18 protein-coding genes are annotated in these 25,283 nt (G+C 35.7%); 15 read left to right on the forward strand and 3 right to left on the reverse strand.

Annotated elements, in window-relative coordinates; genetic code table 11:
- Window positions 1-77: 77 nt before the first annotated feature.
- From IWA51_RS00415 to IWA51_RS00465, 11 genes are all read left to right on the forward strand, one after another.
- Entirely contained in the window at window positions 78-1,796 is a 1,719-nt protein-coding gene (locus tag IWA51_RS00415) for a phosphoadenosine phosphosulfate reductase domain-containing protein (protein ID WP_230402670.1), read from the forward strand.
- Window positions 1,797-2,690, forward strand: a complete 894-nt coding sequence (locus tag IWA51_RS00420) for a DUF4007 family protein (RefSeq protein ID WP_198442721.1) — start codon at window positions 1,797-1,799, stop codon at window positions 2,688-2,690.
- Window positions 2,687-6,319 (forward strand): hypothetical protein, encoded by a 3,633-nt coding sequence (locus IWA51_RS00425; protein WP_198442722.1) that lies wholly within the window; start codon window positions 2,687-2,689, stop codon window positions 6,317-6,319. The genes IWA51_RS00420 and IWA51_RS00425 overlap by 4 nt, the downstream gene beginning before the upstream one ends.
- Window positions 6,316-7,482, forward strand: a complete 1,167-nt coding sequence (locus IWA51_RS00430) for an aminotransferase class V-fold PLP-dependent enzyme (protein WP_198442723.1) — start codon at window positions 6,316-6,318, stop codon at window positions 7,480-7,482. Before IWA51_RS00425 ends, IWA51_RS00430 begins: the two co-directional genes overlap by 4 nt.
- Before the next feature lie 16 nt (window positions 7,483-7,498).
- Window positions 7,499-9,694, forward strand: coding sequence for a DUF262 domain-containing protein (locus IWA51_RS00435; RefSeq protein WP_198442724.1), 2,196 nt, complete (start codon window positions 7,499-7,501; stop codon window positions 9,692-9,694).
- Window positions 9,695-9,698: 4 nt separating this feature from the next.
- Window positions 9,699-11,972 (forward strand): DEAD/DEAH box helicase family protein, encoded by a 2,274-nt coding sequence (locus tag IWA51_RS00440; protein WP_198442725.1) that lies wholly within the window; start codon window positions 9,699-9,701, stop codon window positions 11,970-11,972.
- Window positions 11,962-12,135: a hypothetical protein gene (locus IWA51_RS00445; RefSeq protein ID WP_198442726.1), complete on the forward strand. Its 174-nt coding sequence runs from the start codon at window positions 11,962-11,964 to the stop codon at window positions 12,133-12,135. Before IWA51_RS00440 ends, IWA51_RS00445 begins: the two co-directional genes overlap by 11 nt.
- A complete protein-coding gene (locus IWA51_RS00450) occupies window positions 12,117-14,117 on the forward strand; it encodes an AAA family ATPase (protein ID WP_198442727.1) in 2,001 nt (666 codons plus the stop codon). The genes IWA51_RS00445 and IWA51_RS00450 overlap by 19 nt, the downstream gene beginning before the upstream one ends.
- 17 nt (window positions 14,118-14,134) lie before the next feature.
- Window positions 14,135-14,662 carry a hypothetical protein gene (locus IWA51_RS00455; protein WP_198442728.1) on the forward strand — a complete coding sequence of 176 codons (528 nt, stop codon included), beginning with the start codon at window positions 14,135-14,137 and terminating at the stop codon, window positions 14,660-14,662.
- A gap of 9 nt (window positions 14,663-14,671) precedes the next feature.
- Window positions 14,672-15,838 carry a sigma-70 family RNA polymerase sigma factor gene (locus tag IWA51_RS00460; protein WP_198442729.1) on the forward strand — a complete coding sequence of 389 codons (1,167 nt, stop codon included), beginning with the start codon at window positions 14,672-14,674 and terminating at the stop codon, window positions 15,836-15,838.
- 133 nt (window positions 15,839-15,971) lie between these two features.
- Window positions 15,972-17,240: an ATP-binding protein gene (locus tag IWA51_RS00465; protein WP_198442730.1), complete on the forward strand. Its 1,269-nt coding sequence runs from the start codon at window positions 15,972-15,974 to the stop codon at window positions 17,238-17,240.
- A gap of 263 nt (window positions 17,241-17,503) precedes the next feature.
- Here the strand turns inward: IWA51_RS00465 and IWA51_RS00470 are convergent, their stop codons facing one another.
- The gene (locus tag IWA51_RS00470) at window positions 17,504-18,091 is read right to left on the reverse strand and encodes a shikimate kinase (RefSeq protein ID WP_198442731.1); all 588 of its coding nucleotides are present in this window, start codon (window positions 18,089-18,091) and stop codon (window positions 17,504-17,506) included.
- A gap of 74 nt (window positions 18,092-18,165) precedes the next feature.
- Window positions 18,166-19,098 carry a 1-phosphofructokinase gene (pfkB, locus tag IWA51_RS00475; protein ID WP_198442732.1) on the reverse strand — a complete coding sequence of 311 codons (933 nt, stop codon included), beginning with the start codon at window positions 19,096-19,098 and terminating at the stop codon, window positions 18,166-18,168.
- A 56-nt stretch (window positions 19,099-19,154) separates the two neighbouring features.
- On the opposite strand from pfkB, the gene IWA51_RS00480 reads away from it, so the two are divergent.
- Entirely contained in the window at window positions 19,155-19,613 is a 459-nt protein-coding gene (locus tag IWA51_RS00480) for a low molecular weight protein-tyrosine-phosphatase (RefSeq protein WP_198442733.1), read from the forward strand.
- Here the strand turns inward: IWA51_RS00480 and IWA51_RS00485 are convergent.
- Window positions 19,603-20,982: an NAD(P)/FAD-dependent oxidoreductase gene (locus IWA51_RS00485; protein ID WP_198442734.1), complete on the reverse strand. Its 1,380-nt coding sequence runs from the start codon at window positions 20,980-20,982 to the stop codon at window positions 19,603-19,605. The two genes, IWA51_RS00480 and IWA51_RS00485, sit on opposite strands and share 11 nt — an antisense overlap.
- Window positions 20,983-21,257: 275 nt before the next feature.
- On the opposite strand from IWA51_RS00485, the gene IWA51_RS00490 reads away from it, so the two are divergent.
- The 3 genes from IWA51_RS00490 to IWA51_RS00500 all read left to right on the forward strand — a co-directional run bounded on the left by IWA51_RS00490 (window position 21,258) and on the right by IWA51_RS00500 (window position 25,279).
- Window positions 21,258-22,448, forward strand: a complete 1,191-nt coding sequence (locus tag IWA51_RS00490) for an iron-containing alcohol dehydrogenase (protein WP_198442735.1) — start codon at window positions 21,258-21,260, stop codon at window positions 22,446-22,448.
- Window positions 22,449-22,556: 108 nt separating this feature from the next.
- On the forward strand, window positions 22,557-24,047 hold the full coding sequence (locus tag IWA51_RS00495) for a monomeric [FeFe] hydrogenase (protein WP_198442736.1): 1,491 nt from the start codon (window positions 22,557-22,559) through the stop codon (window positions 24,045-24,047).
- Window positions 24,044-25,279 (forward strand): DUF763 domain-containing protein, encoded by a 1,236-nt coding sequence (locus tag IWA51_RS00500; RefSeq protein ID WP_198442737.1) that lies wholly within the window; start codon window positions 24,044-24,046, stop codon window positions 25,277-25,279. Before IWA51_RS00495 ends, IWA51_RS00500 begins: the two co-directional genes overlap by 4 nt.
- The last annotated feature ends 4 nt before the right edge of the window (window positions 25,280-25,283 follow it).

A 25,283-nucleotide genomic window follows, 5' to 3' on the forward strand; every position in this document is an offset into this window, starting at 1 on the left:
GAGACAGTAAAGAGGTTTAAAAATTATTGAAAAGTTGATAAAAATGGGTTATTATATTCAATATTATATAGAAGGAAATGAGTAATTCTAAACTTAATAAAAACATGCATGTTGTCTCAAAAAACGGTCAATTAATAAGACAGTTTTCATCGGCATTAATATTCTATTGTGACAAATGCAATATTCCGCTGATTCAGGATTTGAATGAACAGGAAAATTACTGTCCTTCCTGCGGGGAAAAAGTCCATTACCTTTCAGCTGATTTACGTCCGGTTTTTCCAAAAGAAAGGTTGCTTTTTGAAATCATAAAAAAAGTTCCTCTCGAATTTTCAAAATCATCTGTCTGGGCTTCCAACAGCCGGTATTATGTAGACGGAAAATCATATAATCTTTCAACAAAGGAATTAAAAGAAGCTGATGTAGAAAAAATAATTTCAGAATTAAAAAAATATTCTGCTCAAAATGAAAAGAATAATTTTGAACTTTATGCTGAACGTTTTTGTAAAGCAAATCGCACAAGACTTAATGAAATAATTGACGAAGCAATTGCTTTTATAAAAGAAGTTGCTTCAAAAACAGACAACGAGCACCTGGTTTTGTCTTTCAGCGGTGGAAAAGATTCTACAGTGACGGCAGACCTTGTTACCAAGGCTTTAAGTAATCCAAGTTTGGTTCACATTTTTGGTGATACAACTTTGGAATTTCCTTTTACGACAGAATATGCCAGTCGATTTAGAAAAGAGCACCCGCGTGCAATTTTTATGACAGCCAAAAATGAGGAACAGAATTTTCTTGAAGTAGCAAAACAGATTGGTCCTCCGGCACGAATGATGCGCTGGTGTTGTTCAATGTTCAAAACAGGACCTATTACAAGAATATTGAATAATCTGTTTGGTGAAGAACATATAATTACATTTTACGGAATCAGAAAAGTAGAGTCGACAGCCCGAAGCAAATACAACCGTGTGCAGGAAGGCGGTGAAAATGTAAAGATACAAAAACAGACTGTCGCTTCTCCCATTTTTGAATGGAAAGATGCAGATATCTGGCTTTATTTACTTTCCAATAAGGTTGATTTTAATGATGCTTATAAACTTGGATATGACAGAGTCGGTTGCTGGTGCTGCCCAAATAATAACGAGCGTGCTCAGTTTCTCTCGAAAATTTATATGAGTGAACAGTCAAAAGTTTGGAGAAATTTTTTAATTGACTTTGCAAAGAATATCGGTAAGCCTGATCCCGAAGAATATGTTGATTCAGGAAACTGGAAAAAACGTCAGGGAGGAAACGGGCTTGCTGCAAGTGAAGATGTAAAAATAAAATTTACAAACTGCACGGCAGAAGACAATGCAAAAATCTACCGGCTTAACAAACCTGTTGATGAAAATTTTTTGAATCTGTTTATTCCATTCGGAAAAGTCTCAACCGAACTTGGACAAAAACTTTTGAATGAAACCTTGGTTCTGGACATAAGTTCAAATGTTCCAATTCTTTCAATTCAACCTTTCATCCATGATGGTTATTCATTTGCGGTAAAAATCAAAACGATGAATGTCGACAAAAAAGGGCATGAAACATTGCAGAGACAATCTGGTTACCAGGTCAGAAAATTTAATTCCTGCAGGCAGTGCTTAAAGTGTGAGTCGCTTTGTTCTTCTGGTGCAATTTCTATTTTGGGAAATAAATATTTTATAGATAAAGAAAAATGTGTGCATTGTAAAAAATGTGTGTCGCAAAGTTTTTTAACCGGCGGATGCATGATGGATAAATATTTAAAAACAAAGGTGGAAAACTAAATGAAGTTTAAAGGACATGAGACTTTTTTTATTAGAAAAGGTTGGCTTTCCAAAGGGATGAAAAATATAAATACAAATCCAATTTTGTTTGTAGACAAAAATAATAACCCCATGGACGAACTCGGCCTTGGATCGAATATGGTAAAGTCTCTGCGATATTGGCTTTTGGCTACAGGTTTGACTATTGAAGAAATAAGTAAGGAAGATAAAAAAAGACATCAAAAACTTACAGACGGTTTTGGACAGATTATTTTCAATAATGACAGATTTCTTGAAGAAACCGGAACGCTGCATTTAATTCAGTACAAGCTTGCTTCGAATAAAAAAGATGCAACTTCCTGGTATTTTTTCTTCAATAAATTCAATATGAACGAATTTACAAAAGAAGATTTTATAATTGAAATGAATAAATATCTTGCAGACGAAAAAGAGACTGTTCCGGCTACGTCATCAATTGCAGATGATTTTACCTGTATAATAAATACATATTTATCACGAGCAAAAACTCAGCAAAAAGAAATCGACAGCGAAAATAATATTGATTGTCCTCTTGGAGAACTGGGGCTGGTCGATGTTGTTAACAGAAAAAAGGGAATATATAAAAAAACAATTCCGCTTGCAGCAACTTTTAATCCTTGGATTGTAATGGCTGTTATTTCTGATAATGCAAAAAATCAACGGGAAATAAATTTAAATGAACTGCTGATTGGAGAAAATAATATAGGAAAAATATTCAATCTGGATTCTGTAGCGATGCTTGAAGTTCTGCACACTGTGGAAAAATCAGGAATGATAAAAATTATCAGAACAGCAGGATTGGATGTAATACAAATAAAAAAAATGTATTCGTTTTCTGAATGTATTGAAAACTATTTTAAGGAGATTGCATCGTGAATAATGACATGATTTCAATAGAAGAAGGTTTTCAATATTCAATAAATATCTCTTATGATTTACACAATGAGAAAAAATTAAATTCATTTATTCCTACAAACGCTTCTCTAAAGTTAATCAGAGAGGTTGTTTTAAGCACAAATAAAAATTCAACAGACAGAGCAAGAGTTTTGGTTGGAGCATACGGAAAAGGAAAATCTCATATAGTACTTACAATCCTTTCGCTGCTTGAAGGAACTCCCGTTGAAAAATTTGCAAAACTTAACGCAAAGATTCAGGGAACCAAGTTGGAGCAGCTATTGAAAAACTATCAAACTTCAAAAAACAGATTGCTCCCGGTTCTGATTACAGGAAACTCTAATAGTATTTCCCAGAATTTTTTACTGGCTTTGCAAAGAACACTTTCTGAAAATAATTTATTGAATCTGCTTCCTGAAACAAATTTTAAGGCAGCAGAGAAAACTATTTTAAAATGGAAAAGTACGTATCCAAAAACATATAAAGAATTCGAAAACAAAATTTCCTGCAGCGGTGAAGAATTTATTTCACAATTACAGGATTTTGACAACGATGCATATAAACTTTTTGAAGACATTTATCCAGAACTTACATCAGGTGGAAATTTTAATCCGTTCCTGGGTTTTGATGTGACAGAAGTTTATGAAAGTGTTGTAAAGAGTCTTTGCGAAAGTAATTGTGCATATTCAGGAATCTATGTTGTTTATGATGAATTTTCAAAATATCTCGAAGCAAATATTGCAGAAACTTCAAGCAATGATATGAAGATGCTTCAGGATTTTGCAGAAAAATGCAACAGGTCGGGAAGCAGACAAATGCATCTTATGCTTATCTGCCATAAAGAAATCAGTAATTATATCGACAGCCTTCCAAAACAAAAAGTCGACGGATGGCGCGGTATAAGTGAAAGATTTACCCATGTTCATCTGAATAATAATTTTTCTCAAACCTATGAAATTATTGAGAGTGCAATAGTAAAAAACAAAAAACTGTATGAAAAGTTTATTCAGAAAAACAAAAGCAATTTTGAAAATCTGGTTAAGATTTATAAAAATGATCTGACATTCAGTGACTTGAGTGAAGAAGAAATTCAGAAAACATTTACAGGCTGCTATCCTCTTCATCCGGTATCGATTTTTATTCTTCCGCGCCTTTCAGAACTTGTTGCTCAGAATGAGCGTACCTTATTTACATTTTTGTCATCTTCAGGAGCAAACGGACTTAAAGCGTTTTTGGAAAAACAGAAAACTGCCGGGAAACAAAATGAATTTAATCTTTTGACACCAGATATTCTTTATGATTATTTTGAGCCTCTGTTAAAAAAAGAAATTTATACTGACGATGTATATAAATTATATACGCTTACAAATGTTTTGCTTGAAAAGTTGAATTCAGACTCGTTGGAAGCGAAAATAATCAAAACATTGTCTTTGATATATATACTTTCACAATTTGAACGACTTGCACCCACTGCAACAACGCTTCATCATATTTTTGACAAATCAAATACAACAGAAGAACTGGAAAGTGCACTTGATAATTTAATAAAAAAAGAATGCATAGTGTATTTAAAACGCAGTAACAATTTTTATTCGTTAAAGCAAACTTCCGGTATAGATATTAATGCACAGATTCAGCAGGAAAAAGAAAAAAGATCCAATTTATTTTCACTTAAAGAAATCCTTGCAGCGTGCAATTATGACAAAGCATTTTATCCGCTAAGATATAATGATGAAAAAGAAATTACGCGGTATTTTTCATTTGTGTTTATTGATGCGGCAGAAATAACAAAAGATGTGGACTGGAATATTAAATCGTCTGCGTTTAAGGGTGACGGCGTTGTTTATGGAATTTTGCCTTCACAAAAAATCAGCAGGGAACAGATTGTTGAAAATCTAAATGAAACAAAATCCAGCAGCGGAAAATGTATTTTTATTCTTCCCAAAAGATTGAACAATGTTCAAAAAAATATTATTGAATATGCAAAAGAATATGATGCTGTTAATGAATTAATAGAAAATGCCGGTGATGATAATGTTCTTCATGATGAATACGAAGTTATACTATCAGATTTGCAGGAAATAATTTTAAGTTTCATTGGACTTTATACACAGAGTGAAAAAGAAAATGCTTTTTACATTTATAATGGAGAAAAAATTAAGATAAAAAGAAAAGCAGATGTTACAGAAAAACTTTCTAAAATATGTTTTGAATATTATTCTGATACTCCAAAAATAATAAATGAATCTGTCAATAAAAATGAAATTTCAACCGCCGCAGAAAACGCCAGAAATAAAATTGTATCTTCATTGTTGAGAACTGAACTCGAAAAAAATCTTGGACTTTCTGGTGGTCAGGAACTGGCTGTAATGAGAAGCCTTCTTTTGAAAACTAATGTATTGGATACAAGAACAGATGATCTAAAAATAAATTTGAATCCACCTGATAAAAACTTATCAAAAGTATTTGAATTGATCCAGAAGTTTTTATTCAGTGCCAGAAATAAAGAGAATATTGACTTTTCTATATTATACAAAGAACTGACTACAGAAAAAAAAAGAATTGGTCTTAGAAAAGGATTGATACCTGTTTATTTGGCCTGTGTTCTTCATGAATATAAAAAACAAGTCAGCATTTATTGCGGAATAAATGAAGTTGCACTTTCTGCAGATATTTTGTCTGAAGTAAACAGGGAGCCGCAAAATTATACAATTAAATTCATGGATTGGACCCAAAAAGAAGATGAATATATTAATTCCTTGATGCACTTGTTTTCAAATTATATACATGAAAGTAAAAAAGAAAATACTACATATGAAACAGTATTTAATGGAATCAGGAATTGGTATATGAATTTGCCAAAGTATTCAAAAGAAATGAAAGTTGATTTTGAAGGAAGAAAAGTACCCAAAGAATATTCTGACTTATTGAAAAATATAAAGTCAACGACAAATATTCAGGATTTTATATTTAAGAAATTAAGGGCGTTTAAGTCTGTGCACGATTTGGAAAAAGCAAAAATTTTCTATGACACCTTGATAAGCAATTCTATAAATGTGTTTGCAAAAAAAGTAAGTGAAATATTTTGTCCTGGAAAAAACTTGTGCGATGCTTTATCTGTCTGGTCCTCTGGGTTAATGTCAGAAGTGTTTGAAACAGTTTATGCAGACGGTACTGAAAGATTTTTAAAAATATGTATAAGTGCAAAAGATAACACAAAAGAGGATAGCTCGGTTGCGCGACAGATTGCATATGTTTCTACTGATTTGCAAATAGAAGACTGGAATGATTCAATATTGGAAAATTCATTGAAAGCAATTTTTGGTTTTAAGAAAAATGCAGAAAGTGAAAATACAATAACACGTAAGAGTTCTGAAGCAGGTATCAGATCAAGCAACATAGATGAAAATCAGTTTGAAATAAATTACGTAACAGAAAAAGGTGTGCAAAAAACCAAGCGCTTTGAAAAATCACAAAGAACACCGCGTGGAAAAATCCTAAGCCGTTCTTTAAAAAGCAGTTTGGACGGAATGGGTCTTTCGGTTACAGATGCAGAAAAGCGTCAGGTGTTAATGGAACTTTTATTGGGCTTATGCGGAGAAAATGTATGAGTGAAGATAAAACATATTCAGCGTATTTTGATAATGCTGCAACAACATTTCCAAAGCCTCAGATTGTTTACGATTTTATGAATGAATTTTATCGTACAAATGGCGGCAATGCAGGCAGAGGAAATTCAACACAATCATTGAGTTCCGGTTATTTGATTCAGGATACAAGAGAAAAAATTCAGGAACTTTTTCATGCTCCTTCCAGGCAGGTTGTTTTTACTTCTGGAGCGACAATGTCTTTGAATATAATAATTCAGGGGTTAATAAAAGGAGGAGTAAGAAATATTTACATTTCACCTTTTGAACACAATGCAGTTACAAGAACCTTGCATGAGTTTGAAAAAGAAAAAAAGATTTCTGTTTTTGAATTGAATTTGGACAGGAATTTAAATTACGATTCTGAAAAAATACGATATGCGTTTGAAAACAAAAAACCTGACCTTGTAATAATAAGCCATGCAAGCAATGTTTTTGGTTTGATATCTCCGGTAGAAAAAATATTTGCACTTGCAAAAAAATACGGGGCAGTTACTTTAACCGATATGGCACAGACTGCAGGCTTGGTCGATTTGAATCTTGAACAGGAAATATTTGATTTTGCTGTTTTTGCAGGTCATAAAACATTATACGGACCAACCGGAATAGGTGGTTTCTTAATGAAAAAGAATTTAAGTCTGGAAAATGTTTTTTTTGGCGGAACAGGATTTGAAAGTGCCAAACAGGAAATGCCTTCTTCGCTGCCCGAAAAATTCGAAGCAGGTACGTTGAATATTCTGGGAATTGCCGGATTGAATGCATCTGTTAAATGGATTTTAAAAACAGGTATAAAAAATATTTATGCAAAAGAAATTGAAAACCGCGAAAAACTGTTAAAAATATTCAGCAACTACGAGTTTGTAAAAATAGCAGGAAATAAATCTGAAAATCATTACACAGGTATTGTTTCTGTTTTGCTGGATGGAATTCCAAGCGATACTGCAGACCAGATTTTTTCTAAACAGGGCATAAGTGTAAGATCCGGCCTTCAGTGCGCCCCTTCTGCCCATAAAACACTGGGAACTTTTCCGGCTGGAACAATAAGATTCAGTCCTGGTTATTTCACCATCGAAGAAGATTTTGAAAAATTAGAAAATTGCTTTAATTATATAGAAGAAAATTTATAGGAAGAGGAATGGGAAGATGATAGAAAAGAATGGCTCTGATTTTAAGGAAATTGTTCGAAAAATTGAAAACGAAGATATTTTGCTTCCAGATTTTCAAAGGGAGTTTAAATGGAAAGATGAAGATAAACAAAAAGGCGTTGTATGTTCTGTTTTATCCCGGATGCCGATAGGAAGTATTCTATTATTACAATCTAAATCTGATGAATATGCATGTAAAAGAATTGGTTCTAAATTAGATGCTACAATTTCTGATTCAGATAAAGTAATTGATTTTTTATTAGATGGACAACAACGATTAACAGTTCTGGCGAATGTTTTTTCAAATGTAATTTATGAACAGACAGAAAAACTAACAGATTTAATTAGTCAACAAGGATTAAAAAAGCGATTCTTTTTAAGAATTCCAAAATGGATAAATATTGATAAAGAAAATGATCTTTTTGGGCTTAAAAGATTTTCTTTTCCGATTCAAAATCTTGATTCTGAAGATCCGACTTTTTTAACTGGAGATATTAAACCATTTATAGAATGCTTAAATTTTACAGCGAATGATAAAACACCATATAATCCGAATAGTAATCTATCAACAGATTTAGATACATTTTGTTTATCTAATGAAACGGGGTATTTAATACCATTATTTTTGTTATGCCCTACGGGAGATGATGCAAATTTAATTGGAGACAGATTTGAAATTATTATTGAAGATATTGCAAAAAAAATTAAAGATGAAATTTCTTTATCATATGGAGCTCTAAAAACTGATGCTGAAAAGAAATCTTTTTTAAATGAAATTTTTGATGAATCAAAAATAGATAAAATCATTTTAGATTCAAACAAATTAAATACTGAATTAGATTCAAAAAGTCGTTCATGGGCAAGAAATATAAAGTCTTATCTGAATACTTGTATAAGTCAAGCAAGATTAAATCAAATTATAGTTACAGAAACTAATAGAGCCAGAGCTATTGATATTTATGAAAATTTAAACAGAGGAGGAGTAAGTCTTAATACATTTGATTTGATTATGGCGAAGGTAGCAAAAGAAAGTAAACAAAACTTTTTTAAGCGTTTGGTGAATAATATAAAAATATCAAAAAAATATAATTTAGATGTTGTACCAGAAAAAATGGTAAATATAATTACAACTTTCATAAACAGCCATAATGGATACAATGCAAGTTATCAGGTTGGAGCTTACGATTCAAATAAAAATGAGATTTCTACTAAATATACAGACGCTTTTTTAAATGTTGCTGCATTATGCTCATATAATAAAGATTTTGATTTTAATGCGGCTAAAAATGATCACATGAAAAGAGATTGTATCTTAAATCTAGATTCAGCATATATTAATAATCAATGTGAAAATATATGTAATGCTTTGGATAGAGCTTTTTTCTTCTTTCAAACTCGTTGTGGAATTAGAACTATTAATGAAATAAATTATACATTAATGCTTACATTAGTTGCTACAATCTTTATGAATGATGATTGGTTCAATGATAAAAAAGTTCATAATTTACTTGAATCTTGGTATTGGTGCTCAATTTTTTCAGGTGAATTTGACAGTGATCAAAATCCACAAACGATAAAAAACTTAAAATTAATTACAAATTATTTACTAAGAAAAAACACAAATTTAAGTTGGTTAGATGATTTGAGAAATTCGGTATTAAATACTAACAACTTTTCTGATAAAGCCTTATTGCTTATGGAAAAGACTGCATATGATAGAATTCCTAAAATTCCATTGAGGCATTTTATTTGTCAATATTTTTTATCAAAAACATATACAGATATGTTTGATGAAAATCTAACTGTAAACGTATTTTCGGAAGTATCTGACAAATTAGAAGCCCATCATATTATTCCTTTAGGTTCTCAAAAAAAGGTTGGTGAAATTACTGATGAATTAAGAGGTGATGATAAAAATATTTGTAATTCTCCATTAAACTTTGTTTACATTACAAAACAATCAAATATAACAATTTCAAGTGATGATTTGCCTGATTATGCTAGAAAAATTACTAATCAAGCAAAAAGTGATTTAAAAATACCAAGCGAGTTTTCGGAAGCCAAATTAGATGAATATATAAAAGCAAATAAAACTGAAAATGAAAAACTAGGATTTGTTAAAGAATTTTTATCAAATAGATTTGATGCAATACAGGGAGATATAAAATCCCATACAAAGGCTTTAATAGGTTAATATCATGCCCTTTCCGTCACTCCAGCTTCAAAAAGAATATCGTTCTCCACAACATGATGTTGCAAATGAATTTTTTGCGCCGGTTCTTGCGTGTTCAAAAATTTATAAACGCTCGGTTGGATTTTTTTCTTCGACTTCTCTTGAAATAATTACAAAAGGTATTTCGAGCCTTGTAAAAAATGGTGGAAAAATTCAAATTGTTGCTTCCCCAAAATTAAGCGAAGAAGACATTGAAGCAATAAGAATCGGTTATGATAAAAAATCAGAAATAATCGAAAAGCGTTTGCTTGGTGAATTGGAAAGTAAAGAAGAAAATTATTTTACAAATCAAAGATTGAATCTTCTTGCAAATTTGATTGCCAAAGATATTCTGTCAATAAAAATTGCTTTCAAAGATAATGGAAGCCTTGTAGGAATCTATCATGAGAAGCTCGGTGTGTTTGAAGACTTTGAAGGAAATATAATTGCATTCGACGGAAGTATGAATGAATCAAAAACTGCAATGTGCTATAACTACGAAAGCATAAATGTATACTGCGGTTGGCTTTCAGAAGATAAAAGCCGTGTCGAGCTAAAAATAAAAGCATTTGACAATATCTGGAATAACACAGAAGAAAATTTAAAGGTAGTAGAATTTCCGTCTGTTACAAAAAAGATTTTGGACAAGTATAAAACAAAAGATTTGGACGTAAATGAAATAACAGCAAAACTTGAAAATTTGGATAAAGAAGATAGAAAAAAAACTGAATATAAAATTGATCGTTCAAACATGATAGGTGATGTAAAACTTCCAATAGCAAGTCCTAAACTCAACATTCCAATTATTCCTTATGATGTTGATCTATATGATTATCAAAAAGATGCTATTGATGAATGGGCTGATAATAATTTTTGCGGAATTTTTGATATGGCTACAGGTACTGGTAAAACATTAACTGGATTGGGAGCTATAACAAGATGTAGTAAAGAACACGAAGATAACCTCGTCGTTATAGTTGTTGCTCCATATCAACATCTAGTAGAACAGTGGGTAGAAGATATTGAAAGATTTAACATAAAACCAATTATAGCTTATTCAACTTCATCTCAAAAAAATTGGAAAGATAGATTAAAAAGAGCAATTCGCGATAAGAAGCTCAGACTAAAAGACAAAGAATTTTTCCTTCTTGTTACAACAAATGCAACATTTAAAAGTAATTTTGTTCAGGAGCAAATTAATAACATTGATGGAGATATTCTTCTTGTTATAGATGAAGCTCATAATGCAGGCTCTGGGGAATTTAAAAAATATCTTGATTCAAAATTTAAATATAGACTTGCTCTCTCAGCAACTTTAGATCGCCATAATGATGAAGAAGGAACTGATTTTCTACACAATTATTTTGGTAAAGTTTGTATTCATTATGACTTGGAAAGAGCTATTGATGAAAAAAAATTAACTCCTTATAAATATTTCCCAGTTTTAGTTTATCTAACAGAAGAAGAGTTGTCTGAATATAAACATATTTCTGCAGAAATGATTAATCATTTAAAGAAAAACAAAAGTGGGAAAATGGAACTTGATACATATGGACAAAAGCTAGCGATAAAAAGGTCTCGTATTATTGCCGGAGCTCAAAATAAACTTGATGTATTTAAGGAGCAAATCCTTCCGTATAAAGATAAAACAAATATTCTTGTTTATTGTGGTTCAACTACAGTTATATCAGATGCTGTAAAAGAAGATTATGACAAATCAGAAATAGGTGAACGCCAAATTATTGCTATAACAAAAATAATGGGTCAAGAAATGAACATGCAGGTTTCACGTTTTACTTCTGAGGAAGATATCGAAACTCGGAAAGTGATAACTGAAAGATTTAAGAGTGAGAAATTACAGGCAATAATAGCTATAAAATGTCTTGATGAAGGAGTAAATATTCCTTCCATAAAGACTGCATTTATCCTGGCTAGTACAACAAATCCAAAAGAGTATATTCAACGTCGTGGTCGTGTCCTCAGAATGTGGCCAGGTAAAGAATATGCCGAAATATTTGATTTTGTTACTTTACCAAGAGAACTTGATAGCGTTCCCAATCATACAGAAGAAGAGGTAAAAGGAGATTTGTCATTAGTAAAAAATGAATTACGTAGAATTAAAGAATTTTCAAGCATTGCAATGAATAGAATGGATAGTTTTAGTTTGATAGATGAAATACAAAGTACCTATCAGATTACAGATAAAGATTTGTATGGAGATAATAATTCTCAGGAGGAGGATTTTAATAATGGAAACTGATAACGAAATTAAAGTGGATGAAACAAAAGTCGAGGCGTTAACAAGAAAAATTATTTTAATGGAAAATATGAATTTGAAGACTCACAATAAAAGTGATCCTCAAATGATTAGTGATATTCAGAAAGCAATAGAGGAGGCCGTTCAATGTTACTCGAATCAATAAAACTTCATAATTTTAGGCAATATAAGGATACATCGCTTGATTTTGCGCAGGATATTCAAGGAAAAAATGTCACTATTATTATTGGTGAAAATGGCAGTGGAAAAACTACATTCTTACAAAGTTTTTTCTGGTGCTTGTACGGAATAACTAATTTCAAAGATCAGGTAGTTCTAAACAAAGATGAAGCTTATAATATGACTCCAGAAACACCAAGAGATGTTTATGTAGAACTTAAATTAAAACATGGTGACAATCAGTACACAATCACTAGAAAACAGAAGTTTAAAAAAGATAACTCCAATAATGTGAAGGCTGACGGCAATTCTGTTTGTGAAATAGTAAAAAAAGATAGTACAGGTAATGATTCATTTATTGAAGCAACTAAACGAGAAATGACAATAAATTCTATTCTTCGGAATGAACTTGCAAGATATTTTTTCTTTGATGGTGAACGAATCGAAACCATGGGAAAGGAAATTTCAGGTTATAAAAAAACAGAAGAATTTGCAGAAGCTGTAGAAGGCTTACTTGGATTAAAGGGTATGCAAAAAGCCATTGAGCACCTGAACGGCGGACCTAAAAATTCAGTTATTGGAAAATATAACCAGCAGTATGATTCTTCGAGTGACTCAGAAGTAAAGCGACTCACAGATATTATTACTGATTGCGATGATAAGATTTACTCTATGGAAAAACGTATTGATGAAATAGAAAGCGAAAATAAAAAAGCTGAAGAAATAAAATATAATAAACAGGAAGAATTAAAAGAATATCAGTCTAGCAAGGAACTTCAAGAAGAAAAGGAAAAGTTTGAAAAGGAAATAAAATCAGAGAATTTAAATAAGGCAGATGCTCAAAAAGATATTTGCCGAGAATTTAATATTCAATCTACTTCTTTTTTGTCTGCAGGCTTAATTAAACCGGCTTTTGATATTCTTGTTAAACTTAAAATATCTGGAAGTGATATTCCAAATATTACCGACAAGACTATACAATATTTGATCGACCACAAGCGCTGTCTTTGTGGAACATGCCTTTCAGAAGGTTCTGCAGAGTTAGAAGAAGTAAAGAAATGGTTTGAAGTTTTGCCACCTAAATCAATAGGAAATATGGTCAATGATTTCAAAATGACAGCAAGGACTAGACTTAATGCTTTAAATGATTTTATTGCATTCAGAGACCAAAAACTTGCTAAAATTGGAGAATGTGATGATCAAATAACAAATGCAGAAGATTACATTCATAATAATATAGATCCGAAACTTAATGGCAGTGATGTTGAAGAAATTGTTAGAACAATTTCTTCAAAGATTTCTGAATGTGAACGGACTATAAAAAAAAATAATCAGGACCGTAGTGAATTAGACCGTAACATAGGCGGAACAAAGAAGGAACGAGAAAGTGCTGAAAATCAACGCAAAGAACTTGCCCTTAAAAACAAAGCCAATAGGCAAATCGAAATATACAAAGCTTATGCAGGGCAAATATTTGACAAATTGCTAAATAAATATAATGAGAGCGAAAAAGAAGTAAGAGCCCGTCTTGAAAATAACATGAATGAAATTTTTAAGACAATTAACAATGGTGACCTTACGGTTCATATTAATAATAAATATCAGATTGACGTTATTGCTAACAATGTTAATGGAAAAGTCGAAACATCAGAAGGGCAAAGCATTTCAGTAATTTTCTCATTTATTACAAGTATGATTAAAATGTCTCGTGAAAATAGGCTTTCCAGTGATAAAGATAAACAGGAACTTTCATCTGATATTTATCCTCTTGTGATGGATGCACCACTTTCAAAATTCGATAAAAAACATATTAAAGCAGTATGCGAAACAATTCCGCATTTAACAGAGCAGGTTGTTATCTTTATTAAAGATACTGACGGTGATTTAGCAAAGGAATATATGAGTGATAAGATAGGAAAATCACATCATTTTAGAAAAATCAGCGAAACAGAAACTGTGCTTGAGTAGGAATAGGAGGAATAATTATGTTTGATAAAGAAATTCGTATAACAGGAAAACATGGTTTGTATACGAATATGCTTGCCAATAATTTTGGTGAAATAAATGCTAAACTTTTCAATCGCAATATTGATGTATATATTCAAGCCCCTATTATAGGTTTCTTGTACCAAAGAAAAGCTTTAAAGGATACTACAACAAAAGATCAGAATGGAAAAGTTCCTGATGCTCATATTTTGAAAGACCAAATGATAAATGCTAAGGATAATCTTACATTTAATATGCAACTGATACTTCTACTTGATGAAAATTATGAGAAAAACGAAGAAGAAAGGATTAATAGAGCTTTTCGGAATTTCGGTAAAGACGAGAAAGACTTGGAACTATTTGATTCTTACGTTTTAGGCGGTATTGAGGTATTATATGAAAAACTTTTGCAAAATGCTTCTAAACCTGATGACTACATCGAAAATCTTACAATGTTTACAGATGATATAAATGACTTATTTAATTCTGAGATAAATAAGGAAGAACTTTTAACTAAACTTCAGTAAAAATTTATAATGACAGAACAATTATTGGATAAATCTTTTAATCTTCTCATGCAAAAATCAAAAGAGCAAGGTTATTTGCTCTTTGATGATATTTTTAAAATGTCAGAAGATTATGAATTAGATGTCCAAGATATTGATACACTGTCTTCAAGGATTCTGGAGAATGGGGTCATACTGTTAGAGCAAAAACCTGTTAATAAAAAGATAGTAAAAAACAATACTGAAAATACGGAAGACTTTGAGGATTGGTCACATAATGACTATGAGCCTGTTTTTAGTGAAATAATTGAGAAGGAGCCTGAACAAGAACTTTTTATAAATTATATTCGGAATATAGTTCCTCCGCAAAGACATGAAATGCAGAATTTGAAATATCAACTCTTGGAAGGAAATAAATTTGCTCGTAAAAGAGTAATTGAGATGCATTTGAGACTAGCTGTAAAACAAGCCTTAAAATTTTCAAAACAGTTTGAACAAGATTTAAATGAAATGATTTCTTGTTCATGTGAGGGATTAATTCTTGCAGTGGATGCATATAAGCCTGATGAAAATAGAAAATTTTCTGCATATGCTTCTCTATGGATTATGAATGTAATGAAACGTAATATAAATACCAAGCGCCTGCTTTTTTATTATCCTACACATGTTTTAGAGAAATATATAATTCTATTTAAGAACAGAGAAAAATTTAATCGAAACTTTCATGAAAAACAGATTCAAGACGATTATTTAGAAAGAATTGCTGAATTTTTAGAAGTGGATTTGGAAAATGCAAAATATATTACATCTGCCTTTAATGAAATTCAAAGCTTGGATAAAATACTTGATAATGATACATGGGAAGTTGAAAAAGAAATAGAAAAAATCGATTTTAAAAAAGTAGATAGGTATTCTTTTGAAGACAACATGATTTATCCTATATTTATGGAACATTTTCATTCTGTTATAAAATCTGTAATTGATAGTATTCCTTTCAGAGAGGAAAAAATATTAAAATATAGATTTGGATTTGGTGAATCATTCTTTACACCCATTCAAGAATTAACTCTTGATAGTATAGGAAGATTGATGGGAGTTAGTAGAGAAAGAATAAGGCAATTAGAGCTAAAATCCTTAAAACGTCTTAGACATCCAAGAAGAGCCGGTCTTTTACGCCCCTATTGGGAGTCTGAGTAAACCACTTAAAATATAAAAAATCTTCCGTGAAAATTACATAGTTTTTGCAAAATAGTGCAGTACAATGTGCTAAAATTTGCAGAATAGTGCAGTTTAACTTGACTTTTTTTGCAGAATAGTGCAGTTTTTAAGTATGGAAGAAAAATTAATAGAAGAAGCGCTTGCAGAACAAAAAGAAGAATTTGCATTAAAGTTAAAAACTGATTTCTGCAAACGACGCGAAGAATCTCTTGTAGACTTGAATTCATCACTTGCGCAGGTTGTTATTGGAGTCCGTCGAAGCGGAAAATCAACAATGTGTACAAATATTTTGAAATCAGGGGGAATTCTTTTTGGCTATGTAAACTTCGATGATGAACGTCTTTCCAATCTTAAAGCAGAAGACCTAAATCTTGTTCTTGAAACTTTGTACAAAATCTATGGTGATTTTAATCATCTTTTTATAGACGAAATTCAGAATATCAGCGAATGGTATCTCTTTGTAAACCGCTTGATTCGTCAGGGAATGCATATCCTTATAACCGGCAGTAACGCAAAACTCTTAAGCGGAGAATTAGCAACCCATTTAACCGGCCGTCATATGCAAACAGAACTTTTTCCATTTTCATTTGCTGAATATTGTGCCTGCAAAAAAATAAATACAAACTCAACTACAACAAAAAACAGAGCATTTTTGCGAGCCACTTTTGATGATTATTTGAAAGATGGAGGCTTTCCGGAACTACTTACCGAAAAACGAAAACAGACATATATAAATTCACTTGTCCGGAATATTTTGAAAAATGATATAGAAAAACGATATTCAATAAAATACAAGGCAGCCTTTGAACAGCTTGCAGACCACCTTTTGAATAATGTCCCTTGTGCTATAAACTACGCTGAACTGCAAAATACATTTAAATTAAAGTCAGCCCACACGGCAGAAAATTATGTTCAGTATCTCAAAAATGCTTATCTGATTCAGGGTCTTCATAAATATTCAAACAAAAGTAAAATACGTGTCCGTGCAGAAAAAGCCTACCCGGTCGATGTAGCTCTTATGAACAACCGTGAAAATGCCTTTGCTGGAGAAAATCTTGGCTGGCGTTTGGAATCAATCGTTTACATTGAACTTCTGCGCCGTTATAAGCCACTTGAATATGACGTGTATTATTATGATGAAAATCGCTCTGAATGTGATTTTATTTTATGCAAAGGAAAATCAGTTGAATGTCTTATTCAGGTTTCTTACGATATTGCAAATTCAAAAACTTTGCGGCGTGAATTAAACGGTTTGGAAAATGCCTCCAAAGCAACCGGTTGTAAAAAGCTTCTTCTTTTGACCTACGCAGATGAACAGCAAATTGAACAGAACGGGCTGCAAATTGAAGTGCTGCCGGTTTGGAAGTGGTGTGTAAACTAAAGCGTTACCAGACTGTTCCTTTAAATGAAACGGTTAATGCAGGTTTTTCAAATTAACCAAATCGTTTGCAGAAAATTTTTGAACTCAAACTTGATATGATTATTGAACTTCAAAAAAGTGAACATCAACAAAACGAAGAAGATATTTCAGATTTGCAGCACATTTTTGGAAAAGTCAAACATTAATTGAACAAAACCAAGCATCCTGCCGCCGCTGTTTGTAAAGGCAGGGTGTTTCCCTCCTGAACAAGCCGCCGGGAGGAACTAATTTACCCTGGCTTCCAGTTTTTGCAGGGCGGCTATGATGCGGTCGGCATTTACTGCTTTGGGTGCGTTATCCATTATTACCTTAATGTCAGATATGCCCGAATACATTCTGTCCCGGTCAATATAAAATTCATGGAAAATATCGCGCACGTCTTTTTCTGAGCGCGGATTTCTTTTGGCAATATAGGCAGGCAGGTTGCAAAGATTACCTTCGGCATCTATCTTTATTTCTCTGACAATTCTTTCTGAAGCAATATCTTCTTTTGCGCATAAAAAAACGAATGTTCCGAGCGGCCGCAGAATTTGCAGAGCCGCCGGGTTCATGCAAATGCCGCCGCCTGTTGCAATAACAGCGCTCCTTCCGCAGCCGGCAATTTTGTCAGAAACAAACGTACATGCCGCAGCTTCAGCAGTCTTGAACGCTTCTTCCCCAGACTCGGTATAAATTTCTCTGGCGCTTTTGCCTGTCATGTCGACAATAACCTGGTCAGTATCGTATGTATCAAAGTCAAGTTTTTTTCCAAGAAGGACCGACTGTGATGACTTGCCGCAATGTTTGATGCCCAAAAGAATAACAGACTTCATGTTTCAATTATACATATAAATGCGTGAATGTTCAAATATCGGGCAGTTATTCCGACAAAAGCGCAAAAAAAGTGCTAAACAAGTGAGTTGAACAGCGCCTCTACGGATTCTTTTGTGGCTAGAGTTTCAGAAAAAGCGCTGGCAGATCCTGTACATACGGCTTTTTTAAGTGCGGCTTTTCCTTTAAGACCTTCGGACACTGCGCAAAGAAAGCCTGCAATCATGGAATCTCCGGCTCCCACAGAATTAATGCATTTACCTTTTGGAGCATTGCAAAACCAGACTGAACCCGCTTCATCGAGCAAAAGCGCACCGTCCTTTGCAAAAGAAACCAGCACGTTTTTTGCACCCATCTTTTGTAATTTCTGCGCATACGGAACAGCATCTTCTTTGCAAAGAATCTGCGTGTCAAAAAGAGCGCCTAGTTCATGCTGATTCGGCTTTATTAAATAAGGGCTGAACTTAAGTGCCTCAAGCAAAAGCTTCTGTTCGGCATCGACCACGACATTCACTTCCTTTGCTAACAGGCCGGCCATGCAGTCAGCATAGAAAGACTGCGGTACAGAAGGCGGAACACTCCCTGCAAGAACAAGAAAATCACCGCGTGACAGGCCGGCCAGTTTCTCTAAAAGACATTCAACCGCGCCGCCGTCTATACACGGACCGCGTGCGTTAATTTCTGTTTCTTCTGCCGCAGCATTTTGCAAGTTGCCGTCAGTTGTCCTGAGCTTTATGTTAATACGCGACTCGCCCGCTTTAAGCTCAATAAAATCAGTGCAAATCCCCATCAAATCCAGGCGGCGCTCTATCTCGCGGCCGGTAAACCCTGCCGTAAAGCCAATCGCTGTATTTTTTATTCCAAGATTGGAAAGAACAACAGAAACATTTATTCCCTTGCCGGCAGCAAAAATGCGTTCAGAGCATGTGCGGTTTACTTTTCCGAGTGAAAAATTACTGCAGTCAACAACATAGTCAAGCGAAGGATTAATTGTAAGTGTAAAAATCATGTTCTGCCTCTGCCGCCATTCTACACCAAAAAAGATAAATTTGCTAATATAGGCGAATGGTAAAAATACTGTTTATTTGTCACGGAAATATTTGCCGTTCCACCATGGCTGAATTTGTAATGAAGCATCTTGTAAAACAGGCCGGACTCGAAAACGAATTTTACATAGCGTCAAAGGCTACCAGTACAGAAGAAATAGGGAACCCGCCCCACGCAGGAACACTTGCCAAAATGAGACAAGAAGGAATTCCCGTTTGCAAACATCGCGCGGAACAAATGAATCGAAGCGATTATTCTTCTTACGATTTAATCATAGGAATGGACCGTGCAAATTACGCAAATATACTTCGCATAACCGGCAGCGATCCGCAGGACAAAGTAAAACTGCTGCTTGACTTTACCGACTGTCCGCGCGACATTGCTGACCCGTGGTATACTGGAAACTTTGACAGAACATACGACGATGTACTAAAAGGCTGTACCGCGCTTTTGGAACACCTTACAACTAGTCTTTGAGAAGTTCAAGAATTTTATCGGCAACAAAAACACCGCTTGCAGACGCGTGTGAAAGAGAGTGTGTTACGCCGCTTCCGTCGCCAATGACATAAAGTCCCTTGTAGCGTGTCTCAAGGTTTTCGTCCAGTTCGACTTCCATATTGTAGAATTTTACTTCAACGCCGTAGAGAAGTGTGTCATCGTTTGCTGTACCGGGCGCAATTTTGTCCAAGGCGTGAATCATTTCTATAATTCCGTCCAGAATGCGCTTTGGAAGAACAAGACTTAAATCCCCCGGGTTTGCAGAAAGTGTTGGACGTACGCGGCTTTCTTCAAGGCGTTCTGCATTTGTTCTGCGACCGCGTTCAAGGTCACCGAATCTCTGTACAATTACACCGCCACCCAGCATGTTTGAAAGGCGTGCAATGCTTTCTCCGTAGCCGTTGCTGTCTTTGAATGGTTCTGTAAATGTCTGTGAAACAAGAAGAGCAAAGTTTGTGTTTTCTGTCTTTTTACCGTCGTCTTCAAAACTGTGTCCGTTAACGGTGATAATTCCGTTTGTGTTTTCATTTACAACAATTCCGTTTGGGTTCATGCAGAAAGTGCGCACATTGTCTTCGAACTTTTCTGTACGGTAAACTATTTTGCTTTCGTAAAGTTCGTCTGTAAGGTGTGAAAAAATAACTGCAGGAAGTTCCACGCGCACACCAAGGTCAACCCTGTTTGATCTGGTAGGAATCTTAAGGTCGCGGCATACTGTTTCCATCCATTTGCTTCCACTGCGTCCTACAGAAACAATGCAATATTTGCATTCATCTGCGTGACCGTCGTGGAATACACGGAATTCGCCGTTTTCTGAAACCTGTATTTTCTGAACCGGCGTGTTAAAGAAAAACTGAACCTTATCTTTGAGTTCGTCAAAGATGTTTCTTAAAACCACGTAGTTTATGTCAGTGCCCAGATGCCTTACGCTTGCGTCAAGCAGGAAAAGCTTGTTCTGCATGCATATTTTTTTAAATTTGGTTCCGCCGGTGGAATACATTTTTGTATCTGCGCCGCCGTGTGAAACATTTATGCTATCTACGTAGCGCATAAGTTCAAGTGCTTTTTTCTTGCCGATATGTTCGTGAAGTGTACCGCCAAAGTCGTTTGTAATATTGTACTTGCCGTCAGAAAAGGCTCCGGCACCGCCAAAACCGCTCATTATTGAACAGGTCTTGCATTTTATGCAGGATTTTATCTTGTCGCCGTCAATTGGACACTTGCGGTTCTGCAAGGGAGCGCCTTCTTCAAAAACAGCTACTTTAAGCGAAGGATTTTTGTTTACAAGCTGGTAAGCCGAAAAGATACCGCCGGGACCGGCGCCAATAATAATTACGTCGTATTTCATACATTCCCCCATAAAAAGAAACTGCCCCCAGATTGCTCCGGGGGCAGAACGTTCGGTTTCCCGAACTAAAGGAGAGAGTTTTATCAGCTTTATAAGCTGTTTATAATATACATTACGGCACAAAAAATGTCAAACGTTTTTAAAATAAATTCTTCGGTTATAACATATTTTTATTTTAACTTAAAAAAAGAAATTGTCCGTTTTGTACAAGAAGAAGATGCCTGTTTTGTGTATACTTTCAGAATAATTTGTACATTCAAATTGGAGGCAGCAAAGTGTCATTTGTTTACGATATTCCTACAAAAGTTTTTTTTGGTGAAGGCCAGATAGAAAATCTTGGTGCACAACTTTCTGTTTACGGAAGCCGCGTTCTTTTGGTTTACGGCGGTGGTTCAATAAAAAAGACAGGGGTTTATGACAAGATTGTTGCACAGATAAAAGGCGCCGGTCTTGAACTATATGAACTTTCGGGAATAGAGCCCAATCCCAAGGTAGAATCTGTAAGGCGCGGAATTGAGATTTGCAAGAAAAACAAAATAGATGTCTGTCTTGCGGCCGGCGGCGGTTCTGCAATGGATGCTTCCAAATTTATTGCGGCCGGTGCCTGCTCTGATGAAGATATATGGACTATTGTTAGCAAAAAGATTCCCGTAACAAAAGCTCTTCCTATTGTAACTGTTCTTACAATTTCTGCTACAGGTTCAGAAATGGATCCGACTGCAGTTTTGAGCAATATGCAGACCAACGAAAAGTCGCCCATGAGTTCGCCGCTGTTTTTTCCAAAGGCATCATTCTGCGACCCGACATTTACCTATTCTGTAGGAGCAAACCAGACCGCCTGCGGTTCCGCCGATATTTTAAGCCACCTTATGGAAGTTTATTTTAACCGCAACCAGAATCTTTTTATGCTGGACAGATGCATGGAAGGAATGATGAAAACTGTTATAAAATATGCACCTCTTGCCATGCATGAACCTGACAATTACGAAGCCCGCGCCAACCTTATGTGGACGTCTTCGTGGGCAATAAACGGTTTTACTTCGGGCTGCAATAAGGCACCGTGGAGCTGCCATCCTGTTGAACATCAGCTTTCGGCATATTACGACATTACACACGGACTGGGACTTGCCATCGTTACACCGCGCTGGATGCGTTATGTTCTTGCCAATGACGATGAACAGGGAAGCCGTGCACAGAAATTCTACGAGTTTGGTGTAAATGTATTCGGAATTGATCCTTCTACAGGAAAAAATCAGGCCGCAGAAATGGCTGTAGAAAAAGTAGAAGAATTTTTCTATTCAAAACTTGGGTTAAAGAAAAGCCTTTCTGAAATTGGTATTGGGCGTGAACATTTTTCTGACATGGCAAAAAAAGCGGCTGAATGCGGCGGCGGTGACTGTGTTAACGGCTGGCAGAAACTGTATGCGGCCGACATAGAAAAGATTTACGAGGCCTGTCTCAACTAGCAAGCAAAGCCGTTTTCTGTTAAAATAGTGTAATAGGGAAAGACAGCTTCAAAAAAATGGGGCTGACTTGGACTGAATACAAACCGACTGTTTTAACGGAGTGGCAAATTGCTTAACATAAACAACAATACTGCAAACATTAAACGGGAAATTCTTGTAAGAATAGCACGGCTTCAGCTGGAAGGAAAACTCGAAGAGGGCGTTCACTTTATTCCGCGCGAAATGGCACCCCGCAACAAGCCGCCCATGAGATGCTGCATTTACCACGACCGCGAAATCTTAAGAATGCGCACTATTGCCCGTATGGGATGGTCTGTAGAAAACATCGACGAAGAAAGAACGCTTGCTTCTTTTGCAAAGGAAGCACTTGAACGCGAAAAGCCCACGTGGCCAATGCTTACTGTTCTGCACGATGCCTGCAATGCCTGTGTACGCTCGCATTATATGGTAACAAACGCCTGCCAGGCCTGTTATGCACGCCCGTGTATGGTAAACTGCCCCAAAAAAGCAATAAGCATAGACCGCCGTGCACACATCAACGAAGACATCTGCATTAACTGCGGAATCTGTATGCAGAACTGCCCGTACCACGCAATAATAAAAATTCCTGTTCCGTGCGAAGAAGCGTGTCCTGTAGGTGCAATTACAAAAGACGCGTCAGGCCACGAAAGCATTGACTACGACAAATGCATTTTCTGCGGAAACTGTATGCGCGAGTGTCCTTTTGGCGCCATGATGGACAAAAGCCAGCTGGTAGACGTAATAAAGCACATAATGGACGGCAGCAAAAAAATTGTTGCAATGTATGCTCCTTCAATAGCAGCGCAGTTCCGCGCAGTTCCGGGGCAGCTCGAAGCAGCTCTTCTTAAGGCAGGATTTGACAAAGTTTGGGAAGTTGCAATCGGTGCAGACATCTGTGCAACAAACGAAGCACATGAATTTGAAGAAAGAATGGCGCGCGGTGACAAAATGATGACGACTTCATGCTGTTCGGCATATGTAAGGGCCGTCAATATACATGTACCGGCACTTAAGGAATGCGTTTCGGCAACAAGAAGTCCCATGCACTACACTGCAGAAATTGCCAAGAAAGCCGACCCCGACTGCATAACGGTATTTGTAGGCCCGTGTCTGGCAAAAAGACGCGAAGGTTTTGACGATGAGCTTGTGGATTACGTTGTTTCTATAGAAGAAATTGAAGCGCTTTTTATAGCAAAGGAAATTGAAGTTCCAAAAATGGATGTTGCAGAAGAAAGCATAATTCCAACAGCAAGCGGACGCAATTTTGCAAAAAGCGGTGGTGTTCTTGAAGCGGTAAAACTAAGGCTCAGTGACGATTCAATTTTGAAGCCTGCAAAAATAAACGGTCTTAACAAAGCCGGAATGAAAACTCTCAACATGTACGGAATGATCAACAGCGGTAAGCTCAAACCCCCAAAGGACTGCCCGAACCTTATCGAAGTAATGGCCTGCGAGGGAGGCTGTATTGCCGGTCCTTCAGTAATTACCAATGTAAAAACCGCAGAAATTCAGCTTGAAAAATACGTCGAAAGCGGTGCAGTCAACAAAATAGAAAGCAGACACGAAGACACAAAATGATCCGCCGTACAGGACATGCAGATCTTCCGCTTCATACCGGTACTGTTCCAAAGTGGCTTGCCGACAGAATGCGCGATCTTGGAACACAAATAGTTGAAGCTCTTCTTATTCAATATGGAAAAAAAGAAGTATTGCGCAGGCTGAGTGATCCGCTGTGGTTTCAGTCACTTGGGGCCGTACTTGGAATGGACTGGCATTCTTCGGGAATAACGACCAGCGTAATGTATGCCTTAAAGCGCGGAATAAATGCACGTGCCAGGGAATTTGGTCTTTGCATCTGCGGTGGCCGCGGTAAATATTCCAGGCGTACACCCGAAGAACTTTTGTATCTGAGTGACGCAACCGGAATGGACGGCGATGCACTTGTCAAAGCAAGCAGACTCTGTGCAAAAATAGACAGTACCGCCGTTCAGGATGGATTCCAGCTTTACCAGCACAATTTTATTCTTTCTGATGAAGGAGACTGGGCCGTTGTTCAGCAGGGAATGAATACTGAACAGAAAACTGCGCGGCGCTACCACTGGTGTTCGCAGAACCTCAAGTCTTTTGTAGAAGAACCGCACACGGGTGTTACCGGGGAAAATCGCGGTCTTATTCTGAATCTTACCGACACAAATGCAGGCTCTACAAGAAATTCAATTCTGAATCTTTCCAAAGAAAATCCCGACAGAATTTTACGGGAAGTAAAACTTATTAAAAAAACAGATGCTTTTGCAGGGGAACTTGCCTTTAGCGAAGAAGACGGTTCACGCAACTGTATAATGCCTTCGCACCACGATGTAAAAGCACAGGATGTTGACTTAAAAAGGCTTGGAGGTGTTCTTGCGGCGGCTTATGAAAGCGAGCCTTCTGATTTTGAAAGCCTGCTTCTTACTCCGGGGCTTGGACCGCGCACGCTTCAGTCTCTTACACTTGTAAGCGAAGTCATAAACGGAACGCCGTCGCGCTTTACGGACCCGGCCAGATTCAGTTTTGCACATGGCGGAAAAGACGGCCATCCTTTCCCTGTCCCGCTGCGTATTTATGACGAAAGTATACGTATTCTTGGTGACGCAATAGAAAAGTCAAAGCTTGGCTACAAGGACAAGTCTGAATGTATAAATCGTCTGCATAAAACTGCACTTCAAATAGAAGAAAACTGCAGCCCGCAGGCAGATTTTGATGCTGTTATGGAGCGTGAGCGGCGCAATTCACATGAGTGGGGCGGCCGTACTGTCGCTGGAACGGTTTAGATTC

Origin of the sequence: Treponema peruense (assembly GCF_016117655.1) — a bacterium.
GTDB classification, from domain to species: domain Bacteria; phylum Spirochaetota; class Spirochaetia; order Treponematales; family Treponemataceae; genus Treponema_D; species Treponema_D peruense.